Here is a 25,751-nt window from a genome sequence, read left to right as displayed (position 1 = left end):
CGTCCACACGGACCGGTGAACACAAGTCAACTTATTGGGTTCATTATCCACCCGGTGCGGGACCACCTCAATGCTTCAGGAACGTCCCATCACCATTGAACAGGAACGAGTAGTGACCCTGCCTAACGTGCTCGATGATCTGAGGGTCAGTGCCGGTTTGCTCCAAGATTTCGCGCACGAAGAAGTGAAGTATCTTGCCGTAGAGTTCGACGACACGGGGCTGCGGCTGTCCGAATAACGTGACTCCTTCGGGGAGAACACTTTCGATAGCATAGTCGCCAGTCGATAGGTCAATGTTCGATTCGTACCGTGGGCGCGGCTCAAAGCTTAGATTCCAGTGACAGATTTTCGCCAATAACTCTCGGCCTTGAAGCATTGTCAAGGGGCCGGTGATCTTGTCCAGTATGTCGATCATCGACCTGCGCACAACGCGGGAGTCGTTCAGTACCGCAATCACCATCACGCCGCCGAACCGGAGCATGATGGACGCGCCATCCAGCACGTTGGCAAAGTCGAACTGCTCCCCACCTTCCGCGTCGCTTGCCGGGAATACAAGGATCGAACCGTAAACCGTGTCTTGCAGGAAAGCGCCGGTATGAAACGAGCGCACGATGCAATGTATGTGGTAAAGCTCGGTCCAGTCGTACGTATCAGCGATCCGTGCATCGCCCAGATTCCGGTTCAAGTGCCAGCGTAATTCCCGGTGCTTCAGGTGAGCCTTAAGGTAGATGAGCGCGAGCCAGTGCCAGAGAAGACGGCCGCGGTCTTTTCGAATTAGGCCCGTTACGCCTTCCAACCCTCCCGCAAACGCAGCGCTGATTGGGGTCTCGAAGATTTGAGCCATTTGAGTGTTGCAGTCTGCGCAACAGGGCACGGTATAGCGACCGTACATTACCGCGCCTTTGTTCGGAAGGCAATGTTCCCTGAGTGCAGCCCCTGTCCCGCAGCACCCAATCGGGGATTACATGCTCCTGGTTAAATTGCTTCGCCCCCGGTTTGGCACCGCAGATGAAACAGCCGTCGCCATCCGCTATTTCTTCAATAAAGCGTGGCACGCTGTACAAGATAATGCGGCCATCTTTAGATTCGACAGAATCGTCGTTGAGTCGTTTGAGCTGCATAATCAAATCAGATATCAGATTATCTACTATTCGATTCCACACGAGGTTCGGTCAGAAGTCGCCTGATCTTGGCATGCGACATATTTTTTGGCCGCATTGATGCCGTCCGCCATCGGACTGCTCGGCGCCTTTGGCCAGGAGCCCGACCACATATCGTAGGTGCGACGGCCAAGCAGCAGATCGAAGCTCCCGCCATGCGCGGCGGCGATTGCATCCCGGCCAGCGGGGGTCCGATAGGGCGCGGTCCAGTCGCTGTAGGGGAAATCGCGGTCATCGGCGGAGTGCTGGATCACGTCGTCCAGCGATATGTGTTCCATGATTTTGAGCTTTCTCATTTAAGTCTCCATGTTCTGGGTTGGAGTTTCTATTCTGTTGGCATTGCAAGGAACTCGCGCACCTCGACCGATGCGCGGCAGGCGGCTTTGCGTCCCCACGCCACGGCCTCATCCATGTTGGCTGCGTCGAGTATCCAAAAGCCCCCAATGTGCTCCTTGGTCTCAAGGTATGGCCCATCGGTGAGGACCACTCCTCCGCCGGGCTGCTTACGCAGTGATTTCGCATGGGACGGCGATTGCAGGCCGCCGGCGAAGAACCTGGCACCGGCAGCCCCCATCTCTTCATTGAGCACATCGATATCGCGGACCATGGCTTCGTCTTCAAGGGACGGGTCGTAGTTGTCGGGGTGGTGGATCGCAACCAGATATTGCGGCATATCTTCTCCTCTAGTGATCTGCAGGCTGGCTAATCGCCGGCCTTCACTACAACGACGAACAGCCGGAACAGATTTCGACAATCATTCCAGAAAATTTAGTTCTGGCCGCGCGTCAAGCAATCCCGTAGTGGGCACCCGGCAAGTTTCTCTGTTTGCAGGGAGGAGATGCAGTCCTCGCCCGTCTCAGCCACTTCGAGACCTCCGCCATCCACCACAGTTGTCCTGTTCCCACCCGCAATGCCGCTCCTGAATTTGGCGTGCCAGCACACGAGTCGGTAATGCTAAGTCGGCATAGCGGAAGGGATAAGGCCTCCTCAGGAGGGTAAGCGCGGTGGAAAGCCGATCTTCTGGTCCTCCATCCCATTGATTGCGGTTAAGAATCAAGCCCTGGCCTAAGTGGTTCGCTGACATCGAATTCGCCGACTTCCAGGTTGCAGAAGCAGACCCGGTAGAAGTTGACTGGAGTTTTATGGAACTTCAATAACCCAACCTTCGTATAATCCCCTCAGAGGTTCATCCCATGACACAGCCTCCGTATCGTCCGTCCGACGATCACGCCACCCGGCGTCTCGTTATCTTCATAGCTGTCTTTCTCGTAATCGTAGCCATCGGTTCCCAATCCCAAACCGGGCACCGCGGCACACGTAAATCACATGATTCCATGTGCGTCTGCCTCCCGTCCCGGGCGAGCCTGATGCTGAAGTCGGCGCTTGCGAAGGCGCAGGCACACTCCACCGTGATGGCGGCCGTCACCCAGAAATAGATCCCGCGCTAAGCGCAAACAGAAAAGCCACGAATGAGACCACCTCGTCTCTCATCCGTGGCTTCCTGAACGTCAATCTTTACTGCACGTGACCAGCTACTCTACTTTGCGCAGGAAGGCGCGAAAGTCTTCGTTGCGAGCCCCGCTCCACTTGGCGACAAGAAGCGGAAGAACCACCATCGTCGAGAACACGATTCCAACATAGAGGGTCTCCATAATGATCCTTTCCTTTTTGTCTGTTCAAACCCTTGCTGACAGTAAGAACGCGAACCCCAAACGAATGGATGCCTGCCAACAACCCTTATTTATCCAAAATCAAATTCAGATCCCAAAGTCGCGAAAATATACAGTTTTCCAGGGCAACCAATCACTGGATGGGGCACACCACATAAAAAATAAAGTTCAAAACCATGGCGCATTTTTAGCCGCCCGATAGTTCATTGCTGCGCTTCCATCTCAGCCACGCACTCCACCACAAACTCACCATCGAAACACCACACCCAAACACGCTCTTTTTCAAAAAACACCCTCAAAAATACCCTGAAATCCATGAATCAATCCCTTCACACCACGCAGAAAAAAATCCAAAAACAGTGACATAAAATAACCCCATGCCCATCGACATGAATGCCCCGCTGGCCGCCGCCGACCCCGAGATTGCCGAGCAGATAAAAAACGAAGTAAAGCGCCAGCACGAAGGCCTCGAGATGATCGCCTCTGAAAACTTCGTAAGCCGCGCGGTTTTGGAGGCCGCAGGCACCGTTTTTACCAACAAATACGCAGAAGGCTACCCCGGCAAGCGCTACTACGGCGGCTGCGAGTATGCCGACATCGTCGAAAACATAGCCCGCGACCGCGCCAAACAGCTCTTCGGAGCCGACCACGTCAACGTCCAGCCCCACTCCGGCTCCCAGGCCAACGCCGCCGCCTACATGACCATCCTCAACCCCGGCGACTGCATTCTGGGCCTCGATCTAGCCCACGGCGGCCATCTTACCCACGGCCACAAACTCAATTTCTCAGGCAAACTCTACAGAATCGTCGGCTACCAGGTCCGCAAAGACACTGAAACCGTTGATTACGACGAGTTGGAAGCCACGGCGATCCGCGAAAAACCCAAGGTAATCGTAGGTGGAGGCAGCGCCTACCCGCGCCAGTTCGACTTCCCGCGTATGCGCGCCATCGCCGACAAAGTGGGAGCTTACTTCATGGTCGACATGGCTCACTTCGCCGGCCTCGTCGCAGGGGGCGCCCACCCGTCCCCAATTCCACACGCTCACATCGTCACCACCACCACGCACAAAACGTTGCGTGGACCACGTGCTGGCATGATCCTTTGCAATCAGGAGTTTGCCGCAGCCGTAGACCGGAGCGTCTTTCCCGGCCAGCAGGGCGGCCCACTGATCCACATCGTTGCGGCCAAAGCAGTAGCCTTCAAAGAGGCTCTCACTCCAGAGTTTGCGACCTACGCAAACCAGGTAGTCATCAACGCGAAAGTCCTTGCCGAAGCCATCGCCTCCGAGGGCTATCGCATCATCTCCGGCGGCACCGACACCCATGTCATCCTCATCGACGTCTTCCAGAAAGGAATGCTCGGTTCTGAAGCAGAACATGCTCTAGGAGAGGCCGGGATCACGGTCAACAAGAATGCAATTCCCTACGACACCAACCCCCGATGAAGCCCAGCGGCATCCGAATCGGTACCCCAGCACTGACGACAAGGGGGATGAAGGAGCCGGAGATGCGCGTCATCGCCGGTTGGATCGCCGAGGCTCTCGAACACCGGACGGACCCATTGAAATTACAGCAAATTCGCAGTCAAGTGCTCGAAATGGCAGAGAAGTTCCCTTTGTACAGTTGGCTGAGAGAAGAATAACTTCCTCAAAATCAGCCCGCTTCAGCCCGAAGTTACATCGGCGCCGCTGTCTAAGTCATGGGCAACACCGGTTAATAGTCGCAGCCAAAGAGTGATCGGCGAGTATAGTTTTCGATTGAAAGGCGACTGCAGAGCCATGGATCGGTAGCCAGAGCGCGGCCGAACGGGTCTGCTGTTCCGCTGGCCTCCGAATCTTCGAGTGAAAGGGGACTTCATGGCGATGCAAATGATGACCTGGCTGATCGCCATTCCCCTGCTCGGCTTTGTAACTGGCCTTCGGACGATGACCCCCATGGCGGTTCTCTGCTGGTTCGCTTATGCAGGGCACCTTCCGGTAGACGACAGTTGGGCGGCATGGAGCGGAAAACTCCTGACCGCAATTGCCTTCACCGTGCTAGCGCTAGGGGAATACGTCGCGGATAAGTTACCCAGGACGCCCAATCGGACATCGCCATTCCCATTGACCGCGAGGCTTGTACTTGCCGGTCTGGTTGGAGCGATCGTGGCTGCAGGACTCAACGGATCCGGAGTCGAGGGCGTGATTCTTTGCGTGCTGGGAGCCCTGATCGGTGCTTTCGCCAGCTTTTAATTCGCCGAGAGATCGTGATTCGGTTGGGTTGTAAAGACTGGCCGGTGGCGCTCGTCGAGGACTTGAGCGCAGTCCTGTGTGCCATCCTCGCTATGGGGATAGTCACCGGATAACGCAGTTATGGCAGCGACATGCCCCATGGTCTTTGAATCAGGCCAGTTGCAGGACTTTGCAGCATTCCTGAACACCAAAGATATGGCAAAAGACGACTTCGTCGGAGTAGGATGTGCAATACCATAGCGCGTAGATGGCTGAAGGTGGGAAAGGCCCGAGACGAGTGATGCGTAAATGTGGTTGTCTTTGCTTGAAATATCGACTTTAGGGCCACCACAGGGAGGTGGAGACATGACCAGGAGCATCACGCGGATTGTGTTGACGATTTTGATGTATGCGGGGGTCGCTGTCTTCTTGTTTCCTTATTTCACAGGGCGAATTACTACCGGGGTGCTTTTCATGATCATCGGTGCCGGGGCCACTGTGCTCTTTGGGATCCTGCGCTGCTACCTCACCGAAGGGGACTGCGGGCGGATTCCCCATCACAGCCGCGATTGGTAGGTCGCTTTCTGGCTGGCCATCTACCCAGTAGAGCTTCGCCCTTAGCGCTTAGCAATCGTCTGGCGTTGCCAACAGGTCGAATACAATTTTTTGACCGTCTCTTCTTCAAAACAGAGCACTTCCGCATCACACTATCCAGCTCTGTAGAAAGAGGAAGAAATCTTTATGCTCACTCCCGCGCTTATTAGCGTCATCGTCACTCTGATTGTGGTTGGCCTTCTGCTTTACTTAATCGGGTTGATCCCGATGGATGGAACCATCAAACAGATCATCCGAGTGGTCGTGATCATCGCAGTGATCGTCTGGCTTCTACAGACGTTTGGCCTCCTTGGTTCGCTCGGCTCCCGCCATGCGTTACGATAAAGGTCCTCTCGTAGCGTTCTTTCGCCATGCCGACGAAGTCAGGTTAGTGACAGATCGAGTTCGAGTACCTCCGCGATCTTCGCGGCTGCCTGTGCGGCGGTGCAAAGACTCGTGTCGATCGAGAGCCGAGGCTTCGGCAGGAAAGATCCATCGAATCCTCCGGTTGCATGAATTTGATCGAATAACGTAGCGGAAGTCAGTTTGCGATATTGAAGCCGCGATGGGGTATTCAGGCGTCGCCTCAACTCGCTCAAGGGGCAGACCAGTTCAACAAAGTCAACTTCACCACCTCTCTTGGCAACCGTAGTCATCACCCTCTCGAGAAAGCCAGGCCGCACTGTCGGTTCGGGCGCGAAGGTAAAGATGAGGGCTGGCAACTTGCTAAGGCTGGCTTGATCGAAGACCGAGAGCCAGATCTCTTCACGAAGCGCAACGAAGGCTGGGGAGCCAAAGTCGAAGACCGACAGAAGCAAATCGACCGTGAGATGGTTATGGAAGAGTCTGTGGCCGGTCATCGCTGCCAGTTCTTGCGCGACGCTCAACTTTCCGGTGGCGGGCAAACCATAGAGGAAGATCAGCTTCATCGATTCATATCCTTCGCGCGATTTCTCCGCGCCAAGTATACGAGTCTCACTGTTCAGTTCGTCATAGAGGGTATAACAGCTCGCAGCCATCCTTCCATCACATCGTGCCCAACGACGCCGGCCTGCTGTTTTACAAGTTTGCCCGCAGAGAAGATGGCAAAGTTGGGAATGCCCCGTACGTTGAACCTGGCAGCTAGTTGCTGCTGCTTGTCGGTATCAACTTTCAGCACAAGCGCATGTCCAGCCATGTTCCTGGCAGTTCGCGCAACCTCGGGAGCGGCAGCATGACACGGCCCACACCACTCCGCCCAGAAGTCTACGAGAACCGGGACGCGAGAGCTCTGGACAATCTCGTCGAAGAGCGCCGCGTCTACTTGCAACGGCTCATCGAGCGGTGGCAGAGGAGTTTTACAAGCTCCGCAACGGCCAGTGTCTGACAGGTGATTTGCGGCGATTCGATTCTTCTGGCCACACTGTTTGCAGGTTCGGATTGCAGGCATTCTCGTCCCCCGTCCTATAGCAATTGGATGTGTCTCGGCTGATTCGGTCTCATTCGTCAACGCGTTTGGCGAATCTCCGCCGCTGCACTTTTCTCTTCAACAGCAACAGGTTGAATCGAGATCGAACGAGACTCTTTCAGCTCCTTGCGAATACCCGGACCCCGCATAACGACCTCCACTGTGTACTGACCGGGATTCATGCCGGGCGTGTCAAGCGACATCTCTACGTAAGCGAGGTAGCCTGAGCTCGAATCGACTCTGAAAGCCGTCTCTTTTTCCGTTGCAATGGGATTGTTTTTTGATCGAAGAATAAACTTTGCGGTCCAGTTCGCCGGCCCACGTTTTTCGAGCTTCCCCGTCGGATAGATCCGCACAAAAGCATGAAGCCGGTCTGATGGCGCGAACCTATCGGAAGCCTCGGGGTTGATCCTGCAGTCTACCGCGCGCATCGGGTCACTCTGCGAATGAACTTTTACGTCATCGTCGCGGTCGACTGTCGTTCGTCGCCGCAGGCCATTCACCGATCCGACCTGCTCCTCGCAGGATTTGCCCATGACCACGCTGCTTACCTCGATCAATTTCTGCTGAGGCACCTCGACTGCGATCTTCTGTGTTGCCGACGCGAAGACCTTTCCATTGCCATCGTGGACGGCAATGCGCCATAGATATTGCCCCGGATGCAAACGCCCATCTCTCTCCCACGCGACACGGTGCCCATCCCATCTCACTTGAATCGCGCGCTCCATTATCGAAGTGGACAAGCTGAGATCGTCAACCGACTCAACGACAGAGAGCCGTTCCGGACCCTGTCCAGGCCCCGTCCACTCGATAAGCGAACTCATAGGAAGTACCGGCTTGAGCCCGGAGCGCATGGGAAAGTAATCGACATGCTGCGAAATGCGAAACTCCGGTGAGCTCACGCTTCGTTCGGTCGCCCTTCTTACCTTGTCGATCAAATCTTTGGAGACCATCTCCGTATCAGCATCAGAAATCGTGTCGCCTGACGCCACTTCCAGGACCGCGGGTTGAATTGCGGGTGTCGGATTTTCAACTCGCGCTGAATTAGGCGTCGCCGATTGCGCATACGGCGATTGCTGAGCATAGCCGGCAAACATCCAGAATGCCGTCGTTGCAATCGAAATCCGCATCGAACGCATAGCGAGTCTCCATCCCAATCACCGATTCCGCTCGACGGAATTATAAGCTTCGTTCCTTTGATCTGAACGATCAATGCCCAGGTTTTGGCCGCGCTTCCATACTGGAGGGAAAGTCATGTTTCAAAGTCATAGAAATCGCCGATATCTTGTCGTCAGGCAGAAAGAACTCAGGCACGTCGGCGGTACCGGATGGAAAATTCGTACGTAGGATTAGGAGGAAAGAGCCGCGCCACCAGCCGAAGGCGATCCGCAAGAGCCAGCGGCGCAAGCAGCGGATACTCTCGCTCACGAAGTTCGGAGTAGTCGAAGTCCACCGAGAGCGAAAGCTGATAGATGGCGATTGCGTCGGAGAAAGCGGATTCAAGGAAGGCAGTCTTGGCCTTCTCGTCGATCACCGGTTTGCCGTCAATCTTTTCCGTCTTAGCGCCAAGGGCTAGACCACGGCTCTCCCAGGCATCCTGGCTGGTTTCGCCGCGAACATCAGCGACAGCTTGTCCCCATACGAGCTGTTCAAAGGCCTGGGGAACGCCGACCGCATCGACAAAGGCATGGCCGACGTTGATGAAAAACTCGAAGGCCAACGCGAAGCGGTCCCCCAACAGACGCGTAGAGATGAAGACACCTTCCGTGCCATCGTGCGTTACGTTGCGATGGCAGATCGCCTGATCGCCAAGCTCGGGCGTGTAGGCCGGCGCAACCATCGTAGTTTCGCTGCCCCGAGCCTCGCTCAGAGCAAGCGGCACAAAATAGTACGTCTTGCTCGAAATCGCACTGGAGATGGCGATTGGCACGGCCTGAACCATGCGCTCAAGATCATTATTGTCGAAGTTGTTATCGCCAAACGCTGTATAACGAATGCCGTTTGGCGCCTGCCGCACCGCTGCCTCGCGCATTACCTGCGCCGCCTGCACCAACTCGCTCTCAACACCTTCTGCCATAAAGCAGTATTCTACTGATATGACGCAAGGATCGCAGAACGGAAGCTCAGCCTCGCCCCGAACCTTCGGCGCGGGATATCTCTTTGGTGTGCCTTTGGGCGACCTCGGCTGGTTCACCAGCCTGTTGATGAGCTTTGCGCTAGGGTTCGCGGCCTTCTTCGCGGCGACCTTCTGCGCAATCCTTGGAATTCTGTTCTACAACACGGCAACACAACGTTCCGTTGATTTCTCGCTGACTTACACGCGGGTCGGACTTCCGGTGGGTGTGCTGGTATTGCTGGTGGCGCTGTCGTACCTGGGTACCCTTTGGATACGGCGGCAGCTTCGCAAAAGCTAAGATCCCTCCACAATTGCATTCGAACGGTCCAGCAATATCGAGACGCAACAGCTCGATGCGATCAGTTGGTGATATCTGCTATTCTTCGCTCTCAGAACACTTCCTGGAGGACCACCAAGTATGTCAATCGTTCGTGCCTTTGCGCGTTGGGGCTGTTGTGCGGCCGCAACTGCGAGCCTCGCCGTTCCTTCCGTCGCCGCCGACAAGAAAACCAAAGATGTGGTGGAGACGCCTTCCTACTACGGCCAGCAGCCAGCGACCGAGAGCATCGATCTGACGATGTATGCGCGCATCCGCGAAGAGGGCTTCAAACACTCCCACGTAATGGAGTTTGGTGGAGCACTGGCTGACGGAATCGGACCGCGTCTCACAGGCTCGCCGAATATGACGAAGGCCAACGCCTGGACGCGCGACACCCTTACAAAGATTGGCCTGGAAAACGCGCACCTCGAAGACTGGGGAGAATTCGGGATGGGCTGGCAGCAGATCAACACTTGGGTGCGAATGATATCGCCCGATCCCGAACCGCTCTGGGCGCAGGCCGCCCCGTGGTCTCCGCCGACGAACGGGCCAGTCACCGGCGAAGTCGTCTACATGAACGTGCAGGAGATGGGAGATCTCGAAAAGTACAAAGGCACGCTCAAAGGAAAAATTGTCCTCCTTGGCGCAATGCGCCCGACACCCGACATCACCGAGCCGCTCTTCCGCCGCTACACCGATGCAGAACTCAAGGAGATGGAAACCTATGAGTCGCGTGGTGGACGCTACACCCCGGGCTCGCCGGAATTCGCAAAGTTTCTCGCCGAGCGAATGAAGATCGCCGAGATTCGCAAAGCCGCACTCAAGATGATGGCAGACGAAGGCTCGCTCGCCGTGTTGACTCCGAGCCGCGATGGCGGCGACGGCGGGGAACCGGCATCATCTTCGACGACAACGGCGCTAACCTCGCCCGCGACGCACAGAAGAAGGAAAACGCAGTCACTATCCCCAATGCCGTAATGATGATCGAGCACTACAACCGCCTCGGGCGCCTGGTGGAAAACCACGTCCCGATAACACTCGAACTCAACATCGAAACCAAGTTCACCGGAGACCACGAGCATGGCTTCGACACCGTCGCAGAGATCCCTGGAACCGATCCTAAGTTGAAGGATCAGGTCGTCATGGTCGGCGGCCACCTCGACAGCTGGATCTCCGGCACCGGCGCAACCGACAATGGTGCAGGTTCCATCGTAGCGATGGAGGCGGTTCGAATCCTGAAGTCGCTCGGCATCAAGCCAAAGCGCACCATCCGTATCGCGCTCTGGTCCGGCGAAGAGCAAGGCCTCTTCGGCTCGCAGGGATACGTCAAACAGCACTTCGGCACCTTCGCTGAGCCCAAAGTTCCCGAGCCTGCGAATACACCGACGTTCATGCGTCAGCACGGAGCTCTCTCCACAACGAAGGAGTGGGAGACCCTCGACGCCTACTACAACCTGGACAACGGGACCGGCAAAGTACGTGGCGTTTACACGCAGGAAAACTGGGCGATCGCTCCGATCTTCAAGCAGTGGATCGCACCCTTAGCTGATCTCGGCGTAACGACTATCTCCAACCGCAACACCGGCGGCACCGATCACCTGTCCTTCGATGCAGTCGGTTTACCCGGTTTCCAGTACATTCAGGATCCGCTGGACTACGAGACGCGAACCCACCACTCTGACATGGACACCTACGACCGTCTGCACGCGCTTGACCTCGAGCAGGCAGCCGTCGTCGAGGCGATCTTCCTCTACAACACCAGCGAGCGCGAGGCCATGATGCCGCGCAAGCCCCTCCCACATCCAGAGTTGGAGAAGCAAATGACCGCGCCAATTCCCGGAATCTATCCGAACGGAGTTCCTCCCCCGACGGAGCGAAATAAAAACACAGAGAACTCACCCGGTCGAACGCACAGATACCCCCTCCGAAGGGGGTATCTTCGTTAGGTGGCCAAAACTCACCTCGGAGGTTTGACGATGACGGACCAGCAGACTAGCCAAGGAATAAAGACCTGCACCAGCCGCTACTCCGTCGACGAAACTGTCTCCCGGCTGGAGGCTATTCTCAGGGAAAAGGGAGTCAAGCTATTTGCAGTCGTAGACCACTCCGGCGAAGCCGCCGCAGCGGGGCTCGAGATGCATCCAACCAAGCTGTTGATCTTCGGAAGCCCGAAGGCAGGAACTCCCGTCATGCTGGCCGCGCCCAGTGCAGCCCTTGATCTTCCCCTAAAGATTCTCATTGCAGAAGGAGGCAACGGCAAGGTACTTCTCTCCTGGAATGATCCCGCATGGCTGGAACAACGACACGGCTTTCCGGCAGAGCTAACCGCGAACCTCGCCGCCGCAGGGATGTTTGCCACCAAAGCCGCCCAATAGTCAGGCTCACGCCAGTACAGCGCTCCGCTGCCGACAACAGCGGGCATCTCTCAAACTGTCTTACGTCGAAAGCAATCCGGACTATGGTCATTCACGATGCCGACAGCCTGCATCCACGCATATACGATGACGGGACCGACAAACTTGAAGCCGCGCTTCTTAAGCGCTGCAGAGATCGCCTCCGACAACTCAGTCTTAACTGGAACCGGACCCCTATTTTGAATAGGCTTATCACCAGCCATCTTCCAGACGTAAGTCGAGAAGTCCTCTCCCGCATCCGTCATAGCCATATAAATCCGCGCCCCATTGATGGTCGCTTCGATCTTGGCGCGCGAGCGGATAATGCCGTCATTTTGTAGCAGGCGCTCTATGTCAGCTTCCCCCATCCGTGCCACCTTCTTGGGATCGAAGCTACGAAAGGCTTTACGAAAAGCCTCGCGCTTCCGCAAGATGGTGAGCCAGGACAGTCCAGCTTGAAATCCGTCGAGCATCAGCGCCTCCCAAAGCGCACGGCTGTCGCGCTCCGGCACGCCCCACTCTTCGTCGTGATAAGCCTGCATCAATGGATCGTTGCCGGCCCATGCGCAGCGGTGAACAGCGTTCTTCGTCTTAGTCATGCGACAGTCGTCTCCTGTTTGTGCTCGAAGCGTTCATCGCTCATCTATCGACGAACGGTCGGAGCCAGCCCGCAACTAGTACTCAATCCTACGATGGTCGGCTCTCGCCGATCCCTAAAGCCATGCACTAAGCAACCGGCCGGCATTCCCAAGGACTTTCAGCGCGTCGGCGCGATCGGCGAAGTACCGGGCATTGATCTCAGCAGACCCAAGATCTTCAAGACTGCGGAACGCGCTCAGTTCAGCAGCGATCTCGGGCGGCGTGAAGAAGAGCTTGAACGGTTCTCCCGCCTGTTGAACACGAGAAGCGAGAGAGTCGTGAGCCAGTTGCTCGAAGAATGGAAGCGCGGATCGCGGTTGACCGTAGTCAAGAATGAGCGCACTGCCAGCACCCTGCGACGCAAGGAACATGACCGTAGCGCGGAAGGCCTCAAGCGTAAGGTACGGCACCACGCCAAGCCATGCGAACACAGCCGGCACCTTCGTGTCGAACCCGCTGGCCTCTAGCTGAGCGAGGAGAGACTGCTCCTCGAAGTTCACAGGCACATAGGTAAGGTTCACCGGTGCAGACAGTGTGGTGTCTTCCAGAAGCTCGCGCTTCCACTGTTGCGTCGCCGGGTGATCCACCTCAAACACGCGAAGTTGCGGATAGGGGTTGCGATGCGCAAACGTGTCGAGGCCCGCCCCCAGCACAACATACTGGCTGACACCCTGCGAAACAGCTTGAGCAAGAGTGTCTTCGGCGTAGCGACTACGTGCAACCAGGAAAGCGCGCAGAGCAACAGAGAACGGCCGATCCTTTCGATCTGGATTGCGAGTCGGCGTCCGGCGTAACTCCTCGGCGTAGGAGTCGCCGAGGATTGGAACAGCAACAGGGTCTTCGAAGACGAGAGGCTTTGCGTCGTAGAGTTGGTGCGCCGCGCGGCGTAGTGCTACGCGAAGCGCTGTGCGTGATGGACTCGCCGATTGCATTCGATCCGCTAACCCCGCCTAAGCGCCCATCCAGCTCAAGGTCTGCGAAAGATACTCTTTCATCTCTTTGCGCGAGACAATCGCATCAAGAAATCCATGCTCAAGCAGAAACTCGGAGCGCTGAAAGCCCTCCGGCAGCTTCTGCCGAATCGTCTGCTCGATCACGCGAGGCCCCGCAAAGCCAATCAACGCCCCCGGCTCTGCGATATTCAGATCACCAAGCATCGCAAAGCTTGCAGTGACGCCACCCGTAGTCGGATCCGTCATCACGGAGATATAGGGAATCTTCGCGTCGTCCATGCGCGCCAGGCCCGCAGAGATCTTCGCCAGCTGCATCAGCGAAGCAATGCCTTCCATCATGCGTGCGCCCCCCGAGGCCGCAACAATGATCAAAGGATGCCGTGTAGCGAGCGATCGATCGACCGCCCGCGCAATCGTCTCACCGACAACCGCGCCCATGCTCCCGCCGATAAAGGCGTACTCCATCACGCTCAGGACAACGCTGTGTGGCCCAAGCTGTCCAATCGCGTTGACGATTGCGTCGTTCAATCCGGTTTTTTCTGCGCCTCTGCAAGCCGCCGCTTATAGGGCTTCAGGTCGGTAAAGTTCAACGGATCGGTCGAGCGAAGTTCCAGGTCGACAAGCTCATACCCCGGCTCCAGCAAATTCTCGATGCGCGTACGAGCGTCCACACGGAAGTGATGACCGCAGTGCAAGCAGACGTGCTGGTTGGCCTCAAGCTCAGCCTTGAATAGAATCTTGCCGCAGTCGGGGCAACGGATCCACAGTCCCTCGGTCCGAACCGTCTTCTCCGAGTCGTTGACGATCTCGTTATCTTCGCGCTTGAACCAACTCATTCTTGCATGCCCTTTCGACCGCCACCCTGTTCATTGTAACGACTGAACAGTTTGCGCGGTGCGTTGGTAGTTGAGCTGGAGTCAGAGCGCTTCGGCGAGCCGAGAGTAGAGGCCGGCATGGTTGGTCTCATACAGAACCAACAGCCTCTGCCGCATCAGGTAGTACGAAGAAGCCACTTCATGCAGATAAAAGGGAATCCGCATCTGTTGCCTTCCAAAGAAGGTTGCCAGCATAATCTGCGTGACTGCGCGACGCAGCTGCAAACCATCGCGGCGCATACGCTCGGCAATGATGATGCCTTCGTCGAAGTTCCACCTCTCCACATAGGAGGCGAGGGCGACCAGTATCCGGGCGTTTTCGCGCATACGCTGCACCCCTTCAAGACCGCCCATCAAACTCCACATCTCAGCCGGTTCCAGCTCCAGAGCGTCCTTCTGCGGCACAAGATGATTCAGCGCCACCGTCATGACGCCTTTGGACTCAACCGGATGAAGCTTGACCACCAGCTCCTCCCACGTACAACGAGCCAGACGTCTTGCCGTCAAATAGGAATGGAGAAGCGCGCAGCCTAACAGGATAGTAACCAGAGCGGTAATGACTATAGGTGCCATATGGGTTACGTGTGGTCGCGCGTCCGAGTGACCTGCTGAAGATCGTACTGCACTCGGCTGTGAAGAGCAACGAGATAATCTTTCATTTCGTTTGACAGTGGCGCGCGGACACGTTCCGGCCTCCAGAAGGCGACGATCCAATACAGTAGGACGGCAATATAAAGGAAAGAGGGGAAAAGTTGGACCACTCGATACTGCTGGGTCCAACCCAGAAAGATACTGGTCAGGTCACTGACGGCGGACCCGAACGCCCACAGGGTCAACCCCTGGGCCAAAGCCATCACATGGTTACGCCATTCCAGCCCTAACCTGTTGGAAGCAAAGAGCATAGCCAGAAAGAGCTCACAGTCGAGCAGGGCAGTGAAAAGGTCTCCGCGGATCTCCCAAATTCCCGCGGTCGAACCTGGAGGTGTCTTTATCGAGAGACAAAGTCCGGCGGCGATCGCTGTGCCAGTCAACCCGACCAGCACAAACGAAGAACGTGCATCCCGAACCCAGGTTCCGGTTGGACGCAGGACAACTCGAGCAATCTCGAAGATCATACCCAGCTGAAAAAGAAAGTCCCCGCCAGCGAGAATCCAATACGTGATCTTGTAGATATTCGGTGTGCTGTGACGGGAAATCAGGAAAAGTGCAACCGACACCAGGATCGAATAAGTGATAAGCCCTGTGAAGACAGGGAACCGCCTCCACCGCTGACGAAGCAACAGCACGAGCAGCAGGGCGGCGAGACCGACAAAGTTCGCCGCCCAAATGATGTTGTCCAAAGCCGGAAAGTTCATTCCTGCCTCGCAGGCCTATCCGGAACGATCTTACAACCCGAAGACGGAGATGACGATACTTGCGTAGTCGCCCAAAGAGAGAGCAATGGAAGCAACCTGCGGATGCGGATTGCCGCCTGTCATGTTGGCAAACATGGGAGCAGCGGTGGAGAACAGAACAGCGGCGGTGAGCGCGAGATTGCGGATTGACTTGTTCATGGGGAGGCTCCTTGTGCGCAAATGTGCGCTTGAATCAGCCTAGGCCATGGATGCTTTCTAAATTAAGAAAAAACACACGTAACCTACACAAAAGAACCATCTATTGTGGGATGGACGATAAGATCGCACTCTATTATGACGATCCCTGCCACGAACGAACGGCCGTCCGAGAGTCTCTTATGGCAACTCTCGACCGTACCCCAAGAACACCGGTCCTTGATCATTTCGAAGTACCAATCTGGCACTTATGGCCCAAGTGAGGTAAAGGCAACAGATGCGGAGGCCTACCTCTGTCGAGCACAGTCGCGAGTGGCCCATGTATCGTGTGCACAGGGCCGCGGAGGGTCAATTGCCGTACATCTATATCGACAAGATCTTCCATGAACTAAGGTCTGAGCTGTTATCGGCCATGCACTCAGCCCTGGAGGCACAAGGCCGCAAAGGGCAGGTGGACGTGGACCGTCTCTATCGTGCGTTCACGCGCACAGCAGCCGGAAAATGCGCGAATCCGCAACGCGTCTCCGAAAAGTGCATAGTCGAAACGATGTCCTCCAAACCTCGCAAAGCCAAAGAGGCACGAATTGACGATTAGTCGTGCCCTCGCGAAAGTCAGTGACCTGAGTGGTAGGGGTGGCCGGCCAGGATGGTAAAGGCGCGGTACACTTGCTCCGCCAGCACCACCCGCGCCAGTTGGTGAGGCAGCGTCATGCGTCCTAAAGAAAGAAGTAGATCTGCCCGCTGCCGTGCCGCCGGCGACCAGCCGTCCGCCGGTCCAATCGCAAGCACCAGCCGCTGGGTTCCCGCATCGCGTAGCCGCCCAATCTGACCAGCAAACTCCTCAGAGCTATACTGCTGGCCACGACTATCCAGCAGAATCGCATAAGCCGGAGTCCTCCCCGCCTGTCGATCCAGCCATGTCAGCAACCCCGCCTCCGAATCAAACAGTTCAGAGGTACAGGTGGCATAGCGAGCCGTACGCTGCATGTACTCATCGATCAGTCGATCACCAGCCTCCGATTTAGAACGAAACTGGCGGGCGAGCACAGCTGCAAGAATCAGCTTCATTTGAACAGTGTGCCTCTTTTCGAAACAGTCAGCACCATCACTCTATCCAGAGCACGATCGGAGCCCCAACCAGCATCCTCCGATCGACCGACGGCGCCACGCCTCTATGCGTCTCATCTACTGCACGGAAGCCTTGCTAACCAATCGCAAAGCAGAAAGGCGGCGAACTCGGAATGAGTTCCCGCCTTTACCTTTGTAGTCAGAGAGAGGTTTCACACTTGCATCAAGGCCCTCTTTACTTCTTGGCCGATGGCTTTCTCTTTGTCTTCGTGGCGGCTACTTTAACGCTCTTAGCCGCCGAAAGCGTCTTCTTGGTGGTCTTCTTCGCCGCAACCTTTTTTACGACCGCACTGGATTTCTTGGAGGCTGCGATCTTCTTCGGAGCCGTGGGCGTGGGCGTCTTCTTTGGGCGCCTAGTCGTCAGGGATGCTTTGACTTCAGCGTGGAGATCGGCCACGCTGATCGTGGTCGCAGACTTTCGCAGTCGCTCCAATCCGTAAAACGCACGCTTCTCGGCCGAGAAAACATGGACGATGAAATCGACATAGTCCATCAAAATCCATTCGGCCTGGCGGCGGCCTTCGACAGAGTTGGGATAAACCCCAAACTCGCGTTTCAGACGAAGCTCAATCTCGTCGGTGATGGCCACATTCTGCCGGTCGTTGGTTCCGTTACAGATCAAAAAGTAGTCGGTCAGGCCGCTCTCGGCTGGATCCAGCGCGAGTATGCGGATATCTTCAGCTTTCTTGTCTTCGCAGGCCGCAGCCGCAGCGAGCAGTAGCTGATTGCTTTCAATTGAGGGCATGAGACTCCTTGGAGTTCCATGGTAGCGGGTTGCGGCTCCGGAAGCCAGCGCCCACAAGGGTAATCGCAACTTTCACCCTCCCAGGGTGAATAATCCTGAACCGCCTTTACACTGGCTCGCTCACCGCTACCCGTGCTCCCGGATGCCCCCGGCTATGCGACTTGTTTCTTCGCTAGGTGAAACAAGATGCGCCCATTCGCCAGCGTCAGCTCGTCGATGACCGTGAAATGCTCGGCAAAGGCCCCCGAAATGCTGCCTCGGTAATGTGATCGTAGAGTGCATCGCGTCCGCGCAGCAGCTCCCGAAACTTCGGATCCGCCGGTGGCACCCACTCCACAATCAGATGTCGCGTTGTCAGCTCGCTGCACAGCGCGGCGATACGATTCATCGGGATCTGGTTGTGCAGCAGCAGATGGTGCAACACTGCGAGCATCATTACGATGTCGAAATGCCCTGCGCAGCGGTTCAGGAATGAGGCACTCTCGCGATTCTCCCATCCAGTGGCCGGTGTAGGATGAGCCAGATCGACACAGAGCGGAAGAATATTCTTCCCGCTCACCTTCAGGCTCGCGTACAGCCGATCGACCGCCTGCAGATCGGTGTCGATCGAGACGACCTCAGCTCCGGCGTCCGCGGCCAGATTCGAGTACACCCCCGTGTTACAACCCACATCGAGCGCCTTCGCAGGCCGCGCCTTCCCCAGCACATCGCTCACAAACCTCCGCTTGTCGCCATGGTCTTCGTCGCTGTAGTGGTTCGCCGTCTCAGCGTAGTGCGACCAGGTCGAGGGGCGGTGGCCCGGCGTCACATGCCGCATATCATTCCTCAACGTCCTCATCGTCCTCAGCAGAATCTGCTTCGCAAGGTCTGGATCTTTCACGGTTCGCGGCGTCACCTTGCCGGCCTTACCCTTCTTCGTCTTGGCGAGCAGCGAAGGTAGCGTAACCGTGGCCAGAGCAGGCCGCCGCAACCGCGAAGCCAGCGAGAGTGCCGGATAGACGTCCTCTGGTTCATATCCATCGCGGCGTGTCAGCGAGGTTCGAAGCGGCCATCCCAGCCGGGAGTAAGCCAGCATCGGCAACAGAAAAGTTCGGACGAACTGGCCATAAGCAAGCCAGATCGTTTGATGCGGGTCTCCGCGTTCAATCGAAAGCACGTCGACGAAGATCGGCCGCGGCCCCTGAAACAGCACGTTTAAAGGCGTTGCATCCTTCAACTGCCAACCCTGCTCGACGAGGTCGCTGCACAGGCTTAGAGTGAGTTCCGCCGCTGCCAGCCACATCCCCGGACTCCACTCCCACGGGTAGGACTGGAACGAGATGCGCGGATGCCGCAGCACAAGCGTCTCGGCGATCGGAGACGACACTACCTCGCTCGCCACGAGCCGTCCCTGGGCAACCAGCTCCGAAGCCAGCAGCGTTGCCAGGAACGCAAGCATCTCCGTGTCGAAGGGAGCGTGAATGCTCCGGTAAGCTCCATCAGGACGAACCTCGACGCTGCCCGCAGGATCGCGAAAGGTAGAAAATGCGGGAAGTGGTAAAAGCTCTGTCATAGAAAGTTACGGTTCTGTTACTGCACAAAAGCGGCCGGGTTCAATAAACAAAAACGGCCGCGTACTTCTAAAGACATACTCCCATTCAGGAAAGTTTCGAGGAAAACAAAGTTTCGACGCTGACGAAACCAGAAGAACCAGAATGGGTCTGCACTATTGGTAAAGGTGGTGGCTCTGTATGTAGTCCAGAACACGCGGCGCGATCAGATCGATACAAGGATCGCCGCCCTGCAGCCGTTCGCGTAGTCCGGTGGCTGCAGTATCGTCATGAACGTTATCCAGCAGATGGACGCGGCTCTCCACATGCGCATTCAGCCCCAGCGAAGCAAGATTCTCAATCGGGAAACCCGGCCGGCTCACGACGATCCACTCGGCGAGCTGCAGCAGACGTTCGGGTTCGTGCCATCGCGGCAGGCCGAGGAAGCTGTCCGCTCCCACCAGATTGAAGAGCCGAGCCTCTGGCATCCTCTGCGCCAACTCGCTCAGAGTTTCAACAGTGTAGTTCGGCGCGCCATCAGCACGGGGCGCATCGAGCTGCGAGGCTGTAAAGCGAGGATCCTCAAGACACGCCAGCTCCACCATCGCGAGCCGGTCTTCGAATGGAGTTATCGTGCCATCCAGCTTCAGAGGCTGCCGGCCCGCAGGAGAAAAAAACGCTATCCAGTGCGAACGCATCCGCCGCCGCCGTCGCGATGGCAAGATGACCATGATGCGGCGGGTCGAAGCTGCCACCAAAAAGAGCTACGCGCATGCACTATTCTCTCGCGACCCGATGCTCTTAAAACGGAAGATGAAAGACAAACCCCATGCTGACCTGTTTGATCGGGTAGTTATGGCTCTTGTCCCCGAACGGGTTCAGGCCGCCGTAAGCGAACTCCGCGACACGCCAGTCAAGGACGGGCAGCAGCTTGATATCCAGCCCGGCAATACCCTCATACTCAAAGTTGTTTCGCAGAATTGGGCTGTTGCCGACGATTCCGTTATCGGTGACTCCGGCTTGGGTGTACAGCAGCCCGTAATCCGTACGGCCAAGTCCAAACGAGCCCTGAGCATAAGGCTTCAGCGGAGCTAACGGGGTATGAAAGACAAACCTCACGCCGCCCAGCGTTGAGTAGATTCTCGCTCCCCCGCCATTGAAGTTTTGATAGGCCCCGCGCTTAGTCGTCAGAATACTGCCACGGAGGTCCGCTCCCAGCGTTACCGGCCCAAGCTTTTTAAAATCGTAGTAGACGCCGCCCGTCCCACCCAGCGGATCCACCGTATTGGCACGTGTGCTGGTCACATTGGGAGTCTGCTCCGGCGACGAAGCAATATTGCTGAGCCGATCTACGGTGAACATTCCATAAACGCCGAATTGCGCGTGAGCGGAGGAAGCACTGACAAGGGCAACGATGGCAAGAAGGAGAAACGCTTTGCGGAAACTCATGTGCCGTTAGTTTACTAGTTCGTGCGGCCACAGTGCACCGGCAGCCGCGAATTGTGCCCCGCAAAGAAGATCTTCTCCCGAATGCGCGACAACTACACAGAGATAACTATCTCTCAGTGCGCAGCCCTATCTCGCAGCTTCAGCACCTCGTCCAGAATCCGTTCCGCCATCTCCGTCTTACTCATCACCGGAAACTCCACCGCACCGTCTTTCGTCAGAAAGCTGCCCGCGTTCTGTTCTGAATCGAACCCAATCCCATCCTCCGACACATCGTTGACCACCACCGCATCCACGCCCTTGCGCTCCAGCTTGGCGCGCCCATTCGCCATCGCATTCTCGGTCTCGGCCGCAAATCCCACCACCAGAGTTCCGTCCCGCCGCCGCCCCACGACCTCCCGCAAAATGTCCACGGTTCCCGCCAGCTCCAGCGAGACCGCCTGTGCTCCCTCGCGTTTCATCTTCTGTTCCGCAACACTCTTCACCCGGTAGTCACTTACTGCCGCTGCCATCACCACAACGGTCATCTCATTCAGTCGAGCCATCACAGCGGCCCGCATATCCTCCACCGTCACCACCTGCTCCACCTCAACCCCCGCAGGACATGGCAGCCCAGTCGGAGCGCTGATCAAAACCACCTTCGCTCCGCGCCTCCTGGCCGCCACCGCCACTGCGTACCCCATCCGTCCACTCGACCGGTTCCCGATAAACCGCACCGGATCGATCGCCTCCCGTGTCCCGCCAGCGGTCACCAGCACCGTCTCGCCGGTAAAATCTCCACCCTGCCCCACCCCACCCTCCGTACCCCCAGCCAATGTCTCCACAATCGCATCCACAATCGTCGCCGGCTCAGCCAGCCTTCCGCCCCCCACCATCCCGCATGCCAGATACCCACTCCCCGGCTCAATCACCTTCACGCCGCGCGCCCTCAGCGTAGCCACATTCGTCTGCACCGCCGGATGCTCCCACATATTCACATTCATCGCCGGAGCCACAATCACCGGAGCAGTCGTCGCCAGATACATCGTCGAAAGAAAATCATCCGCCAGCCCATGCGCAAACTTCGCCAGCATATTCGCCGTCGCCGGAGCCACCACCAGCAAACTCGTCGACTGCGCCGCCTGAATATGCTCGATACTGCTCACGCCATCGTCGCCCTCAGCATCGTCCTCAGCCGAACCCGTTCCCGCCTCCTCGCCCCACAGCGAAGTAATCACCTTGTGCCCCGAGATCGCCGCAAACGTCAGCGGCGTCACAAACTTCTCTGCCGCAGCCGTCATCACCACATGCGGGTCATACCCCGCATCCTGCAACAGCCGCACAAGCTCCACCGACTTATAAGCCGCAATCCCCCGCAAACCCCAACCGTAACCTTGTTACGCTCTGCCTTCATATCTTCTTCTTTCAATCGCGGCAAAATACTCACACCGCATTTACTCTCAGCATCTCGAGCACACAACTCTATCGTACCGAAACCACCTCCGAGAACAGAGCCCCATCTACCCACTCCAACTTCGTTATCATTTCAAACAAGAACTGTTGAGTCGCATCCCATCAACCCGCGACGTCAACTCAAGGGGCCTTCGTGAATCGTCGTAGTTTCCTGGCTTCAACCGCTGCATCCGTACTCGCCACCGCGACCGGCAACAAAGCCATGGCATCTGTCTCAGCCCCGCAGATATCCAGCTACACCCCGCAGTCTAGAGACACTCTGAATCCGCAGGGTATCCGCACTGCAGGAATCCGCATGCTGCCTGTGGTGCAAGGCAAGTACAAAGTTTGGACCAAGCGGCTCGGCAGCGGGTCCACAAAGGTGTTGCTACTCCACGGCGGCCCCGGCTTCAGTCACGAGTATCTCGAAGCGATGGAGTCCTTCCTGCCCGACGCAGGCATCGAGATCTACTATTACGACCAGCTCGGCTGCAACAACTCCGACCAGCCCGACGACCCCTCCTCTGGACACTCGCCCGCTACACCGAGGAGGTCGAAGAGGTGCGCCGCGGCCTCGGGCTCGATCACTTCGTCCTCTACGGCCACTCCTGGGGCGGCATCCTCGCCATCGAGTACGCCCTCAACTACCAGCAGCACCTCAAGGGACTCGTCATCTCAAACATGACCGCCGGCACGCAGTCGTATCTCAAGCGCACAGCCAGACTGAAGCACCAGCTTCTCTCCCCGGCTTCTCTCAGGACTTTGGAAGCGCTCGAAGCAAAGAACGCCTACGACTCTCCCGAATACGAAAAGATCATGATGACGGAGCTCTACCCTCAGATGATCTGCCGAACCAAACCGTGGCCCGAGCCCGTCGACCGCGCCTTCCGCCACTCCAATCAAAAGATCTACATCCAGATGCAGGGCGTCAGCGAGTTCGTCGTCACCGGCAACCTCAAAGACTGGGAGCGCTGGGACCGCCTCCACGAGATCAAAACCAAGGCCCTCACCATTGGCGCACGCTACGACGAAATGGACCCCGAAGACATGAGAAAGATGGCCACCCTCATGCCCAACGCAACATCCTTCATCTGCCCCAACGGCAGCCATCTCTGCATGTGGGACGACCAGGCCTTCTACTTCAAAAACCTCCTAAGCTACCTGCAAACGCTGTAAGGCGTTTGATCACAGTCTTGAGGAGAAAGCCCGTCGTTGACGGCCCTATCCGCATTGATCCTGATTGCTGAAAGCACCATCGCCCGCCTTGACCCACCCCACTGTGCCGTCAGCTCTCTTGACTTGCGCCCACCACGCGGTCTTAGGCTGGCGGACGTCACCTGCCTCCGCATCGAAGGTCTTCCCCTTGAACCAGATCAGCCAATAAAGCTCTCCCTCGTAGTGAAGGACATAAAAAACGTCGCCGGGATGAATGCCCGCCTCCGGAACATCGCGAGTTGCAACAACACGCAACGGAATCGAGCGTGTCTCGCCGTTTAGCGCCTGAACCCACTCCCCCTTCGTGAGTTGAGAGACTTTCTTGCCGTCGGGATGATCAAAGAGCACTACTGTCCTCTCTGCATGCCACTTCCGGTAGACACAGCACTCGAAAGGACAAGCTCCCACATCGATATAAGGGATAGGTGGCTTCAGAGCAGAAGAAGCGCTCACTCCAAGTGTCGAAAGGCTCGCGAAAACTAGAGTCTTCGCCAGTAAAACCATGGCCTGTGTACTCATGCGTTAAGCAATCGCCTCCACGGGAGTTTGGAAAGGATTTGAGAGTTACAAAGAGCTAGCGCGGCAACTGTTTTTTCAAAGGTAGTACAAACCTTGATGGGCCCCGGTAATTTTGAGCCAGGAGAAATGTTAGTCTTCGACCAAATCTAACCCTATGGCTGAGGAGGATTTGGATGAGGAAGAGACGGTTCACGGTAGAGCAGATGATTGGTGTGCTGAAGCAGGCGCAAGTAGGCGTTCCTGTCGCGGAGGTGATCCGCAAGGCGGGGATTAGCGAGCAGACGTACTACCGGTGGAAGGCGAAGTACGCTGGCCTAGAGGTGGACGAAGTTCGCAAGATGGCTCAGTTACAAGAAGAGAACCTGCGTTTGAAGCAGCTTGTTGCAGAGCTAACGCTGGACAAGACGATGCTGCAGGATGTGCTCTCAAAAAATGGTGAAGCCTTCGCGGCGTGGGCCGATGGTGGAGCGGCTGGTTGGAAGCTACCTGGTAAGCGAACGGCATGCCTGTCGTGTTCTACGCGTCCCTCGAGCGACCTACCGCTACCGAAGCTGTCTCGATCCACGGACTGAACTGCGGATGAGGATCCGCGAGATCGCTCAGGCAAGAGTGCGTTATGGATACCGCAAGATCCGCGTGCTGTTGAACCGCGAAGGCTGGGATGTGGGCAAGTACTTGGTGTACCGGCTGTACAAGGAAGAAGGACTGACGCTGAAGAGGATGAAGCCTGCCGGGAAGCGGAAGGCATCTCGAACTCGTGAGGATCGGATCAAGCCTACGGCTCCGAACGAAGCCTGGAGTATGGACTTCGTGATGGATCAGCTGCAGGATGGAACGCGGTTCCGCGCCTTGACGATCGTGGATGTGCATACGAGAGAAGCTGTAGCGATTCAAGTAGGACAGAGCCTGAAAGGAGACGATGTTGTGCGGACACTGAACCAGTTGAAGCTAGACCGTGGCGTGCCGAAGGTGCTGTTCTGTGACAACGGCAGCGAGTTCACCAGTCAGGCGATGGATCTATGGGCTTATCGCAACAGCGCTAAGATCGACTTCTCCAGACCAGGCAAGCCAACAGACAACGCCTTCGTTGAAAGCTTCAACGGAACCCTGCGAAGTGAATGTCTGAATATCCACTGGTTCCTCGATTTGAAGGAGGCAAGACACCTGATCGAAGCATGGCGGCAGGAATATAATGAGAGTCGTCCTCACGCAGCTCTCGATGACAGGACGCCGAGCGAGTTCGCCAGCCAGATCGCGGCTAGCCGCGATCTGGCTGGAACCTAAACAGGTCGAAGACTAACTCTGACCTTGGTACAGGAAAATTAGGCCCTTCAAACCTATAGCGCGTGCACCCTTTGGACTGGTGCAATAAAGCGGGCAAACCCTGTAACTCATCGACGCCTTCCTCGTCAAAGTTTGTGTGCTATTTCAGAGTGACGCATCGACAACTCATTGCTTTGTTTCGAGGGCCTTTCTTACGGCGTAGTAAAGTTCGCCGACCGTGAATGCACGCACTGTACTCGTACCAAAAAGTGTTGTCAGCTCCCACGGCGTCCATCCTTCCGAGTTGAAAAGATATTCTTTTGGCCCAAGATTGAACGTCTCACGATAGCCTTTTTCTTCCGACGACAGGCTAATACCAAGCTCCTTTTCAGTTGCGGAAAGAAGATCGGATCCGTCGTCTCCGGTAATCCCTAAATCTCTCTCAAACCGGGTTTCAAGGGTGATCTCCTTCTTCTTAGGAACAGAGGCCCACCTACGAACGAAATTTGCGAAATGCTCAAACGAAAAGCCGTCCATACTGCCTCCAAA

Annotated in this window: 31 protein-coding genes and 2 pseudogenes; 11 read left to right on the top strand and 22 right to left on the bottom strand. The window is 56.6% G+C overall.

Annotation, left to right across the window (positions count from 1 at the left end; genetic code table 11):
* Positions 1-67 precede the first annotated feature (67 nt).
* From RBB80_RS05425 to RBB80_RS05415, 3 genes are all read right to left on the bottom strand, one after another.
* Complete coding sequence (locus tag RBB80_RS05425) at positions 68-796, bottom strand: hypothetical protein (protein ID WP_433967248.1); 729 nt, start codon at positions 794-796, stop codon at positions 68-70.
* 351 nt (positions 797-1,147) lie between these two features.
* Positions 1,148-1,456 carry a hypothetical protein gene (locus RBB80_RS05420; RefSeq protein ID WP_433967247.1) on the bottom strand — a complete coding sequence of 103 codons (309 nt, stop codon included), beginning with the start codon at positions 1,454-1,456 and terminating at the stop codon, positions 1,148-1,150.
* A gap of 29 nt (positions 1,457-1,485) precedes the next feature.
* A complete protein-coding gene (locus RBB80_RS05415) occupies positions 1,486-1,833 on the bottom strand; it encodes a YciI family protein (RefSeq protein WP_433967246.1) in 348 nt (115 codons plus the stop codon).
* A 520-nt stretch (positions 1,834-2,353) separates the two neighbouring features.
* Here RBB80_RS05415 and RBB80_RS05410 point away from each other — a divergent pair.
* From RBB80_RS05410 to RBB80_RS05390, 5 genes and pseudogenes are all read left to right on the top strand, one after another.
* On the top strand, positions 2,354-2,596 hold the full coding sequence (locus RBB80_RS05410; protein WP_433967245.1) for a hypothetical protein: 243 nt from the start codon (positions 2,354-2,356) through the stop codon (positions 2,594-2,596).
* Between the two features lie 611 nt (positions 2,597-3,207).
* Positions 3,208-4,472 (top strand): annotated as a pseudogene (gene glyA / locus RBB80_RS05405) (serine hydroxymethyltransferase).
* 214 nt (positions 4,473-4,686) lie between these two features.
* The gene (locus RBB80_RS05400; protein ID WP_433967244.1) at positions 4,687-5,061 is read left to right on the top strand and encodes a DUF4126 domain-containing protein; all 375 of its coding nucleotides are present in this window, start codon (positions 4,687-4,689) and stop codon (positions 5,059-5,061) included.
* Positions 5,062-5,406: 345 nt separating this feature from the next.
* Positions 5,407-5,616, top strand: a complete 210-nt coding sequence (locus RBB80_RS05395; protein WP_433967243.1) for a hypothetical protein — start codon at positions 5,407-5,409, stop codon at positions 5,614-5,616.
* Between the two features lie 165 nt (positions 5,617-5,781).
* Positions 5,782-5,979, top strand: coding sequence for a Thivi_2564 family membrane protein (locus RBB80_RS05390; protein ID WP_433967242.1), 198 nt, complete (start codon positions 5,782-5,784; stop codon positions 5,977-5,979).
* A gap of 38 nt (positions 5,980-6,017) precedes the next feature.
* On the opposite strand, the gene RBB80_RS05385 is transcribed toward RBB80_RS05390, so the two are convergent.
* The 4 genes from RBB80_RS05385 to RBB80_RS05370 form a co-directional block, all read right to left on the bottom strand.
* Entirely contained in the window at positions 6,018-6,563 is a 546-nt protein-coding gene (locus tag RBB80_RS05385; protein ID WP_433967241.1) for an AAA family ATPase, read from the bottom strand.
* Positions 6,564-6,616: 53 nt separating this feature from the next.
* Positions 6,617-7,063: a thioredoxin family protein gene (locus RBB80_RS05380; protein ID WP_433967240.1), complete on the bottom strand. Its 447-nt coding sequence runs from the start codon at positions 7,061-7,063 to the stop codon at positions 6,617-6,619.
* Positions 7,064-7,119: 56 nt separating this feature from the next.
* Positions 7,120-8,220, bottom strand: coding sequence for a hypothetical protein (locus RBB80_RS05375; protein ID WP_433967239.1), 1,101 nt, complete (start codon positions 8,218-8,220; stop codon positions 7,120-7,122).
* A gap of 167 nt (positions 8,221-8,387) precedes the next feature.
* Positions 8,388-9,158 carry a hypothetical protein gene (locus RBB80_RS05370; RefSeq protein WP_433967238.1) on the bottom strand — a complete coding sequence of 257 codons (771 nt, stop codon included), beginning with the start codon at positions 9,156-9,158 and terminating at the stop codon, positions 8,388-8,390.
* Between the two features lie 19 nt (positions 9,159-9,177).
* On the opposite strand from RBB80_RS05370, the gene RBB80_RS05365 reads away from it, so the two are divergent.
* From RBB80_RS05365 to RBB80_RS05350, 4 genes are all read left to right on the top strand, one after another.
* Entirely contained in the window at positions 9,178-9,495 is a 318-nt protein-coding gene (locus RBB80_RS05365) for a hypothetical protein (protein WP_433967237.1), read from the top strand.
* A 120-nt stretch (positions 9,496-9,615) separates the two neighbouring features.
* The gene (locus RBB80_RS05360) at positions 9,616-10,494 is read left to right on the top strand and encodes a hypothetical protein (protein ID WP_433967236.1); all 879 of its coding nucleotides are present in this window, start codon (positions 9,616-9,618) and stop codon (positions 10,492-10,494) included.
* A complete protein-coding gene (locus RBB80_RS05355; RefSeq protein ID WP_433967235.1) occupies positions 10,494-11,462 on the top strand; it encodes a M20/M25/M40 family metallo-hydrolase in 969 nt (322 codons plus the stop codon). Before RBB80_RS05360 ends, RBB80_RS05355 begins: the two co-directional genes overlap by 1 nt.
* A gap of 30 nt (positions 11,463-11,492) precedes the next feature.
* On the top strand, positions 11,493-11,891 hold the full coding sequence (locus tag RBB80_RS05350) for a DUF302 domain-containing protein (RefSeq protein ID WP_433967234.1): 399 nt from the start codon (positions 11,493-11,495) through the stop codon (positions 11,889-11,891).
* Positions 11,892-11,941: 50 nt separating this feature from the next.
* Here RBB80_RS05350 and RBB80_RS05345 read toward each other — a convergent pair whose 3' ends face one another.
* The 13 genes and pseudogenes from RBB80_RS05345 to coaBC all read right to left on the bottom strand — a co-directional run bounded on the left by RBB80_RS05345 (position 11,942) and on the right by coaBC (position 22,132).
* Positions 11,942-12,508, bottom strand: a complete 567-nt coding sequence (locus RBB80_RS05345) for a DNA-3-methyladenine glycosylase I (protein WP_433967233.1) — start codon at positions 12,506-12,508, stop codon at positions 11,942-11,944.
* 114 nt (positions 12,509-12,622) lie between these two features.
* Positions 12,623-13,480, bottom strand: a complete 858-nt coding sequence (locus RBB80_RS05340; protein ID WP_433967232.1) for a class I SAM-dependent methyltransferase — start codon at positions 13,478-13,480, stop codon at positions 12,623-12,625.
* Between the two features lie 18 nt (positions 13,481-13,498).
* Positions 13,499-14,337: pseudogene (accD, locus tag RBB80_RS05335) on the bottom strand (acetyl-CoA carboxylase, carboxyltransferase subunit beta).
* Positions 14,338-14,418: 81 nt separating this feature from the next.
* Entirely contained in the window at positions 14,419-14,841 is a 423-nt protein-coding gene (locus RBB80_RS05330) for a hypothetical protein (RefSeq protein ID WP_433967231.1), read from the bottom strand.
* Between the two features lie 113 nt (positions 14,842-14,954).
* Positions 14,955-15,731, bottom strand: a complete 777-nt coding sequence (locus RBB80_RS05325; protein ID WP_433967230.1) for a hypothetical protein — start codon at positions 15,729-15,731, stop codon at positions 14,955-14,957.
* Between the two features lie 30 nt (positions 15,732-15,761).
* Positions 15,762-15,929, bottom strand: coding sequence for a hypothetical protein (locus RBB80_RS05320; RefSeq protein ID WP_433967229.1), 168 nt, complete (start codon positions 15,927-15,929; stop codon positions 15,762-15,764).
* Between the two features lie 609 nt (positions 15,930-16,538).
* A complete protein-coding gene (locus tag RBB80_RS05315) occupies positions 16,539-16,994 on the bottom strand; it encodes a 23S rRNA (pseudouridine(1915)-N(3))-methyltransferase RlmH (RefSeq protein ID WP_433967228.1) in 456 nt (151 codons plus the stop codon).
* Between the two features lie 235 nt (positions 16,995-17,229).
* On the bottom strand, positions 17,230-17,799 hold the full coding sequence (gene rsfS / locus RBB80_RS05310; protein WP_433967227.1) for a ribosome silencing factor: 570 nt from the start codon (positions 17,797-17,799) through the stop codon (positions 17,230-17,232).
* A gap of 205 nt (positions 17,800-18,004) precedes the next feature.
* A complete protein-coding gene (locus RBB80_RS05305; protein WP_433967226.1) occupies positions 18,005-19,351 on the bottom strand; it encodes a class I SAM-dependent methyltransferase in 1,347 nt (448 codons plus the stop codon).
* Positions 19,352-19,504: 153 nt separating this feature from the next.
* Entirely contained in the window at positions 19,505-19,933 is a 429-nt protein-coding gene (locus tag RBB80_RS05300) for a nicotinate-nicotinamide nucleotide adenylyltransferase (RefSeq protein WP_433967225.1), read from the bottom strand.
* The gene (locus RBB80_RS05295; protein WP_433967224.1) at positions 19,911-20,102 is read right to left on the bottom strand and encodes a hypothetical protein; all 192 of its coding nucleotides are present in this window, start codon (positions 20,100-20,102) and stop codon (positions 19,911-19,913) included. Before RBB80_RS05295 ends, RBB80_RS05300 begins: the two co-directional genes overlap by 23 nt.
* 27 nt (positions 20,103-20,129) lie before the next feature.
* Positions 20,130-20,777 (bottom strand): hypothetical protein, encoded by a 648-nt coding sequence (locus RBB80_RS05290; protein WP_433967223.1) that lies wholly within the window; start codon positions 20,775-20,777, stop codon positions 20,130-20,132.
* 113 nt (positions 20,778-20,890) lie between these two features.
* A complete protein-coding gene (gene coaBC / locus RBB80_RS05285) occupies positions 20,891-22,132 on the bottom strand; it encodes a bifunctional phosphopantothenoylcysteine decarboxylase/phosphopantothenate--cysteine ligase CoaBC (protein WP_433967222.1) in 1,242 nt (413 codons plus the stop codon).
* Positions 22,133-22,553: 421 nt separating this feature from the next.
* Between coaBC and RBB80_RS05280 the strand changes: the two genes are divergently transcribed.
* Positions 22,554-23,381 carry a proline iminopeptidase-family hydrolase gene (locus tag RBB80_RS05280; RefSeq protein WP_433967221.1) on the top strand — a complete coding sequence of 276 codons (828 nt, stop codon included), beginning with the start codon at positions 22,554-22,556 and terminating at the stop codon, positions 23,379-23,381.
* Positions 23,382-23,426: 45 nt separating this feature from the next.
* Here RBB80_RS05280 and RBB80_RS05275 read toward each other — a convergent pair whose 3' ends face one another.
* A complete protein-coding gene (locus RBB80_RS05275; protein ID WP_433967220.1) occupies positions 23,427-23,939 on the bottom strand; it encodes a hypothetical protein in 513 nt (170 codons plus the stop codon).
* A 173-nt stretch (positions 23,940-24,112) separates the two neighbouring features.
* Between RBB80_RS05275 and RBB80_RS05270 the strand changes: the two genes are divergently transcribed.
* Positions 24,113-25,223, top strand: a protein-coding gene (locus RBB80_RS05270) for an IS3 family transposase (protein ID WP_433963841.1) whose coding sequence is annotated in 2 segments (ribosomal slippage) — positions 24,113-24,366 and positions 24,365-25,223 — 1,113 coding nt in all. Because the reading frame shifts where the segments join, the coding sequence is not laid out codon by codon here.
* Positions 25,224-25,388: 165 nt separating this feature from the next.
* Here the strand turns inward: RBB80_RS05270 and RBB80_RS05265 are convergent.
* Complete coding sequence (locus RBB80_RS05265; RefSeq protein ID WP_433967219.1) at positions 25,389-25,739, bottom strand: hypothetical protein; 351 nt, start codon at positions 25,737-25,739, stop codon at positions 25,389-25,391.
* Positions 25,740-25,751: the final 12 nt, after the last annotated feature.

Source organism: Tunturiibacter gelidiferens (genome assembly GCF_051013345.1).
Classification (GTDB): domain Bacteria; phylum Acidobacteriota; class Terriglobia; order Terriglobales; family Acidobacteriaceae; genus Edaphobacter; species Edaphobacter gelidiferens_A.
This window is presented reverse-complemented; position numbering and strand designations above follow the sequence as displayed.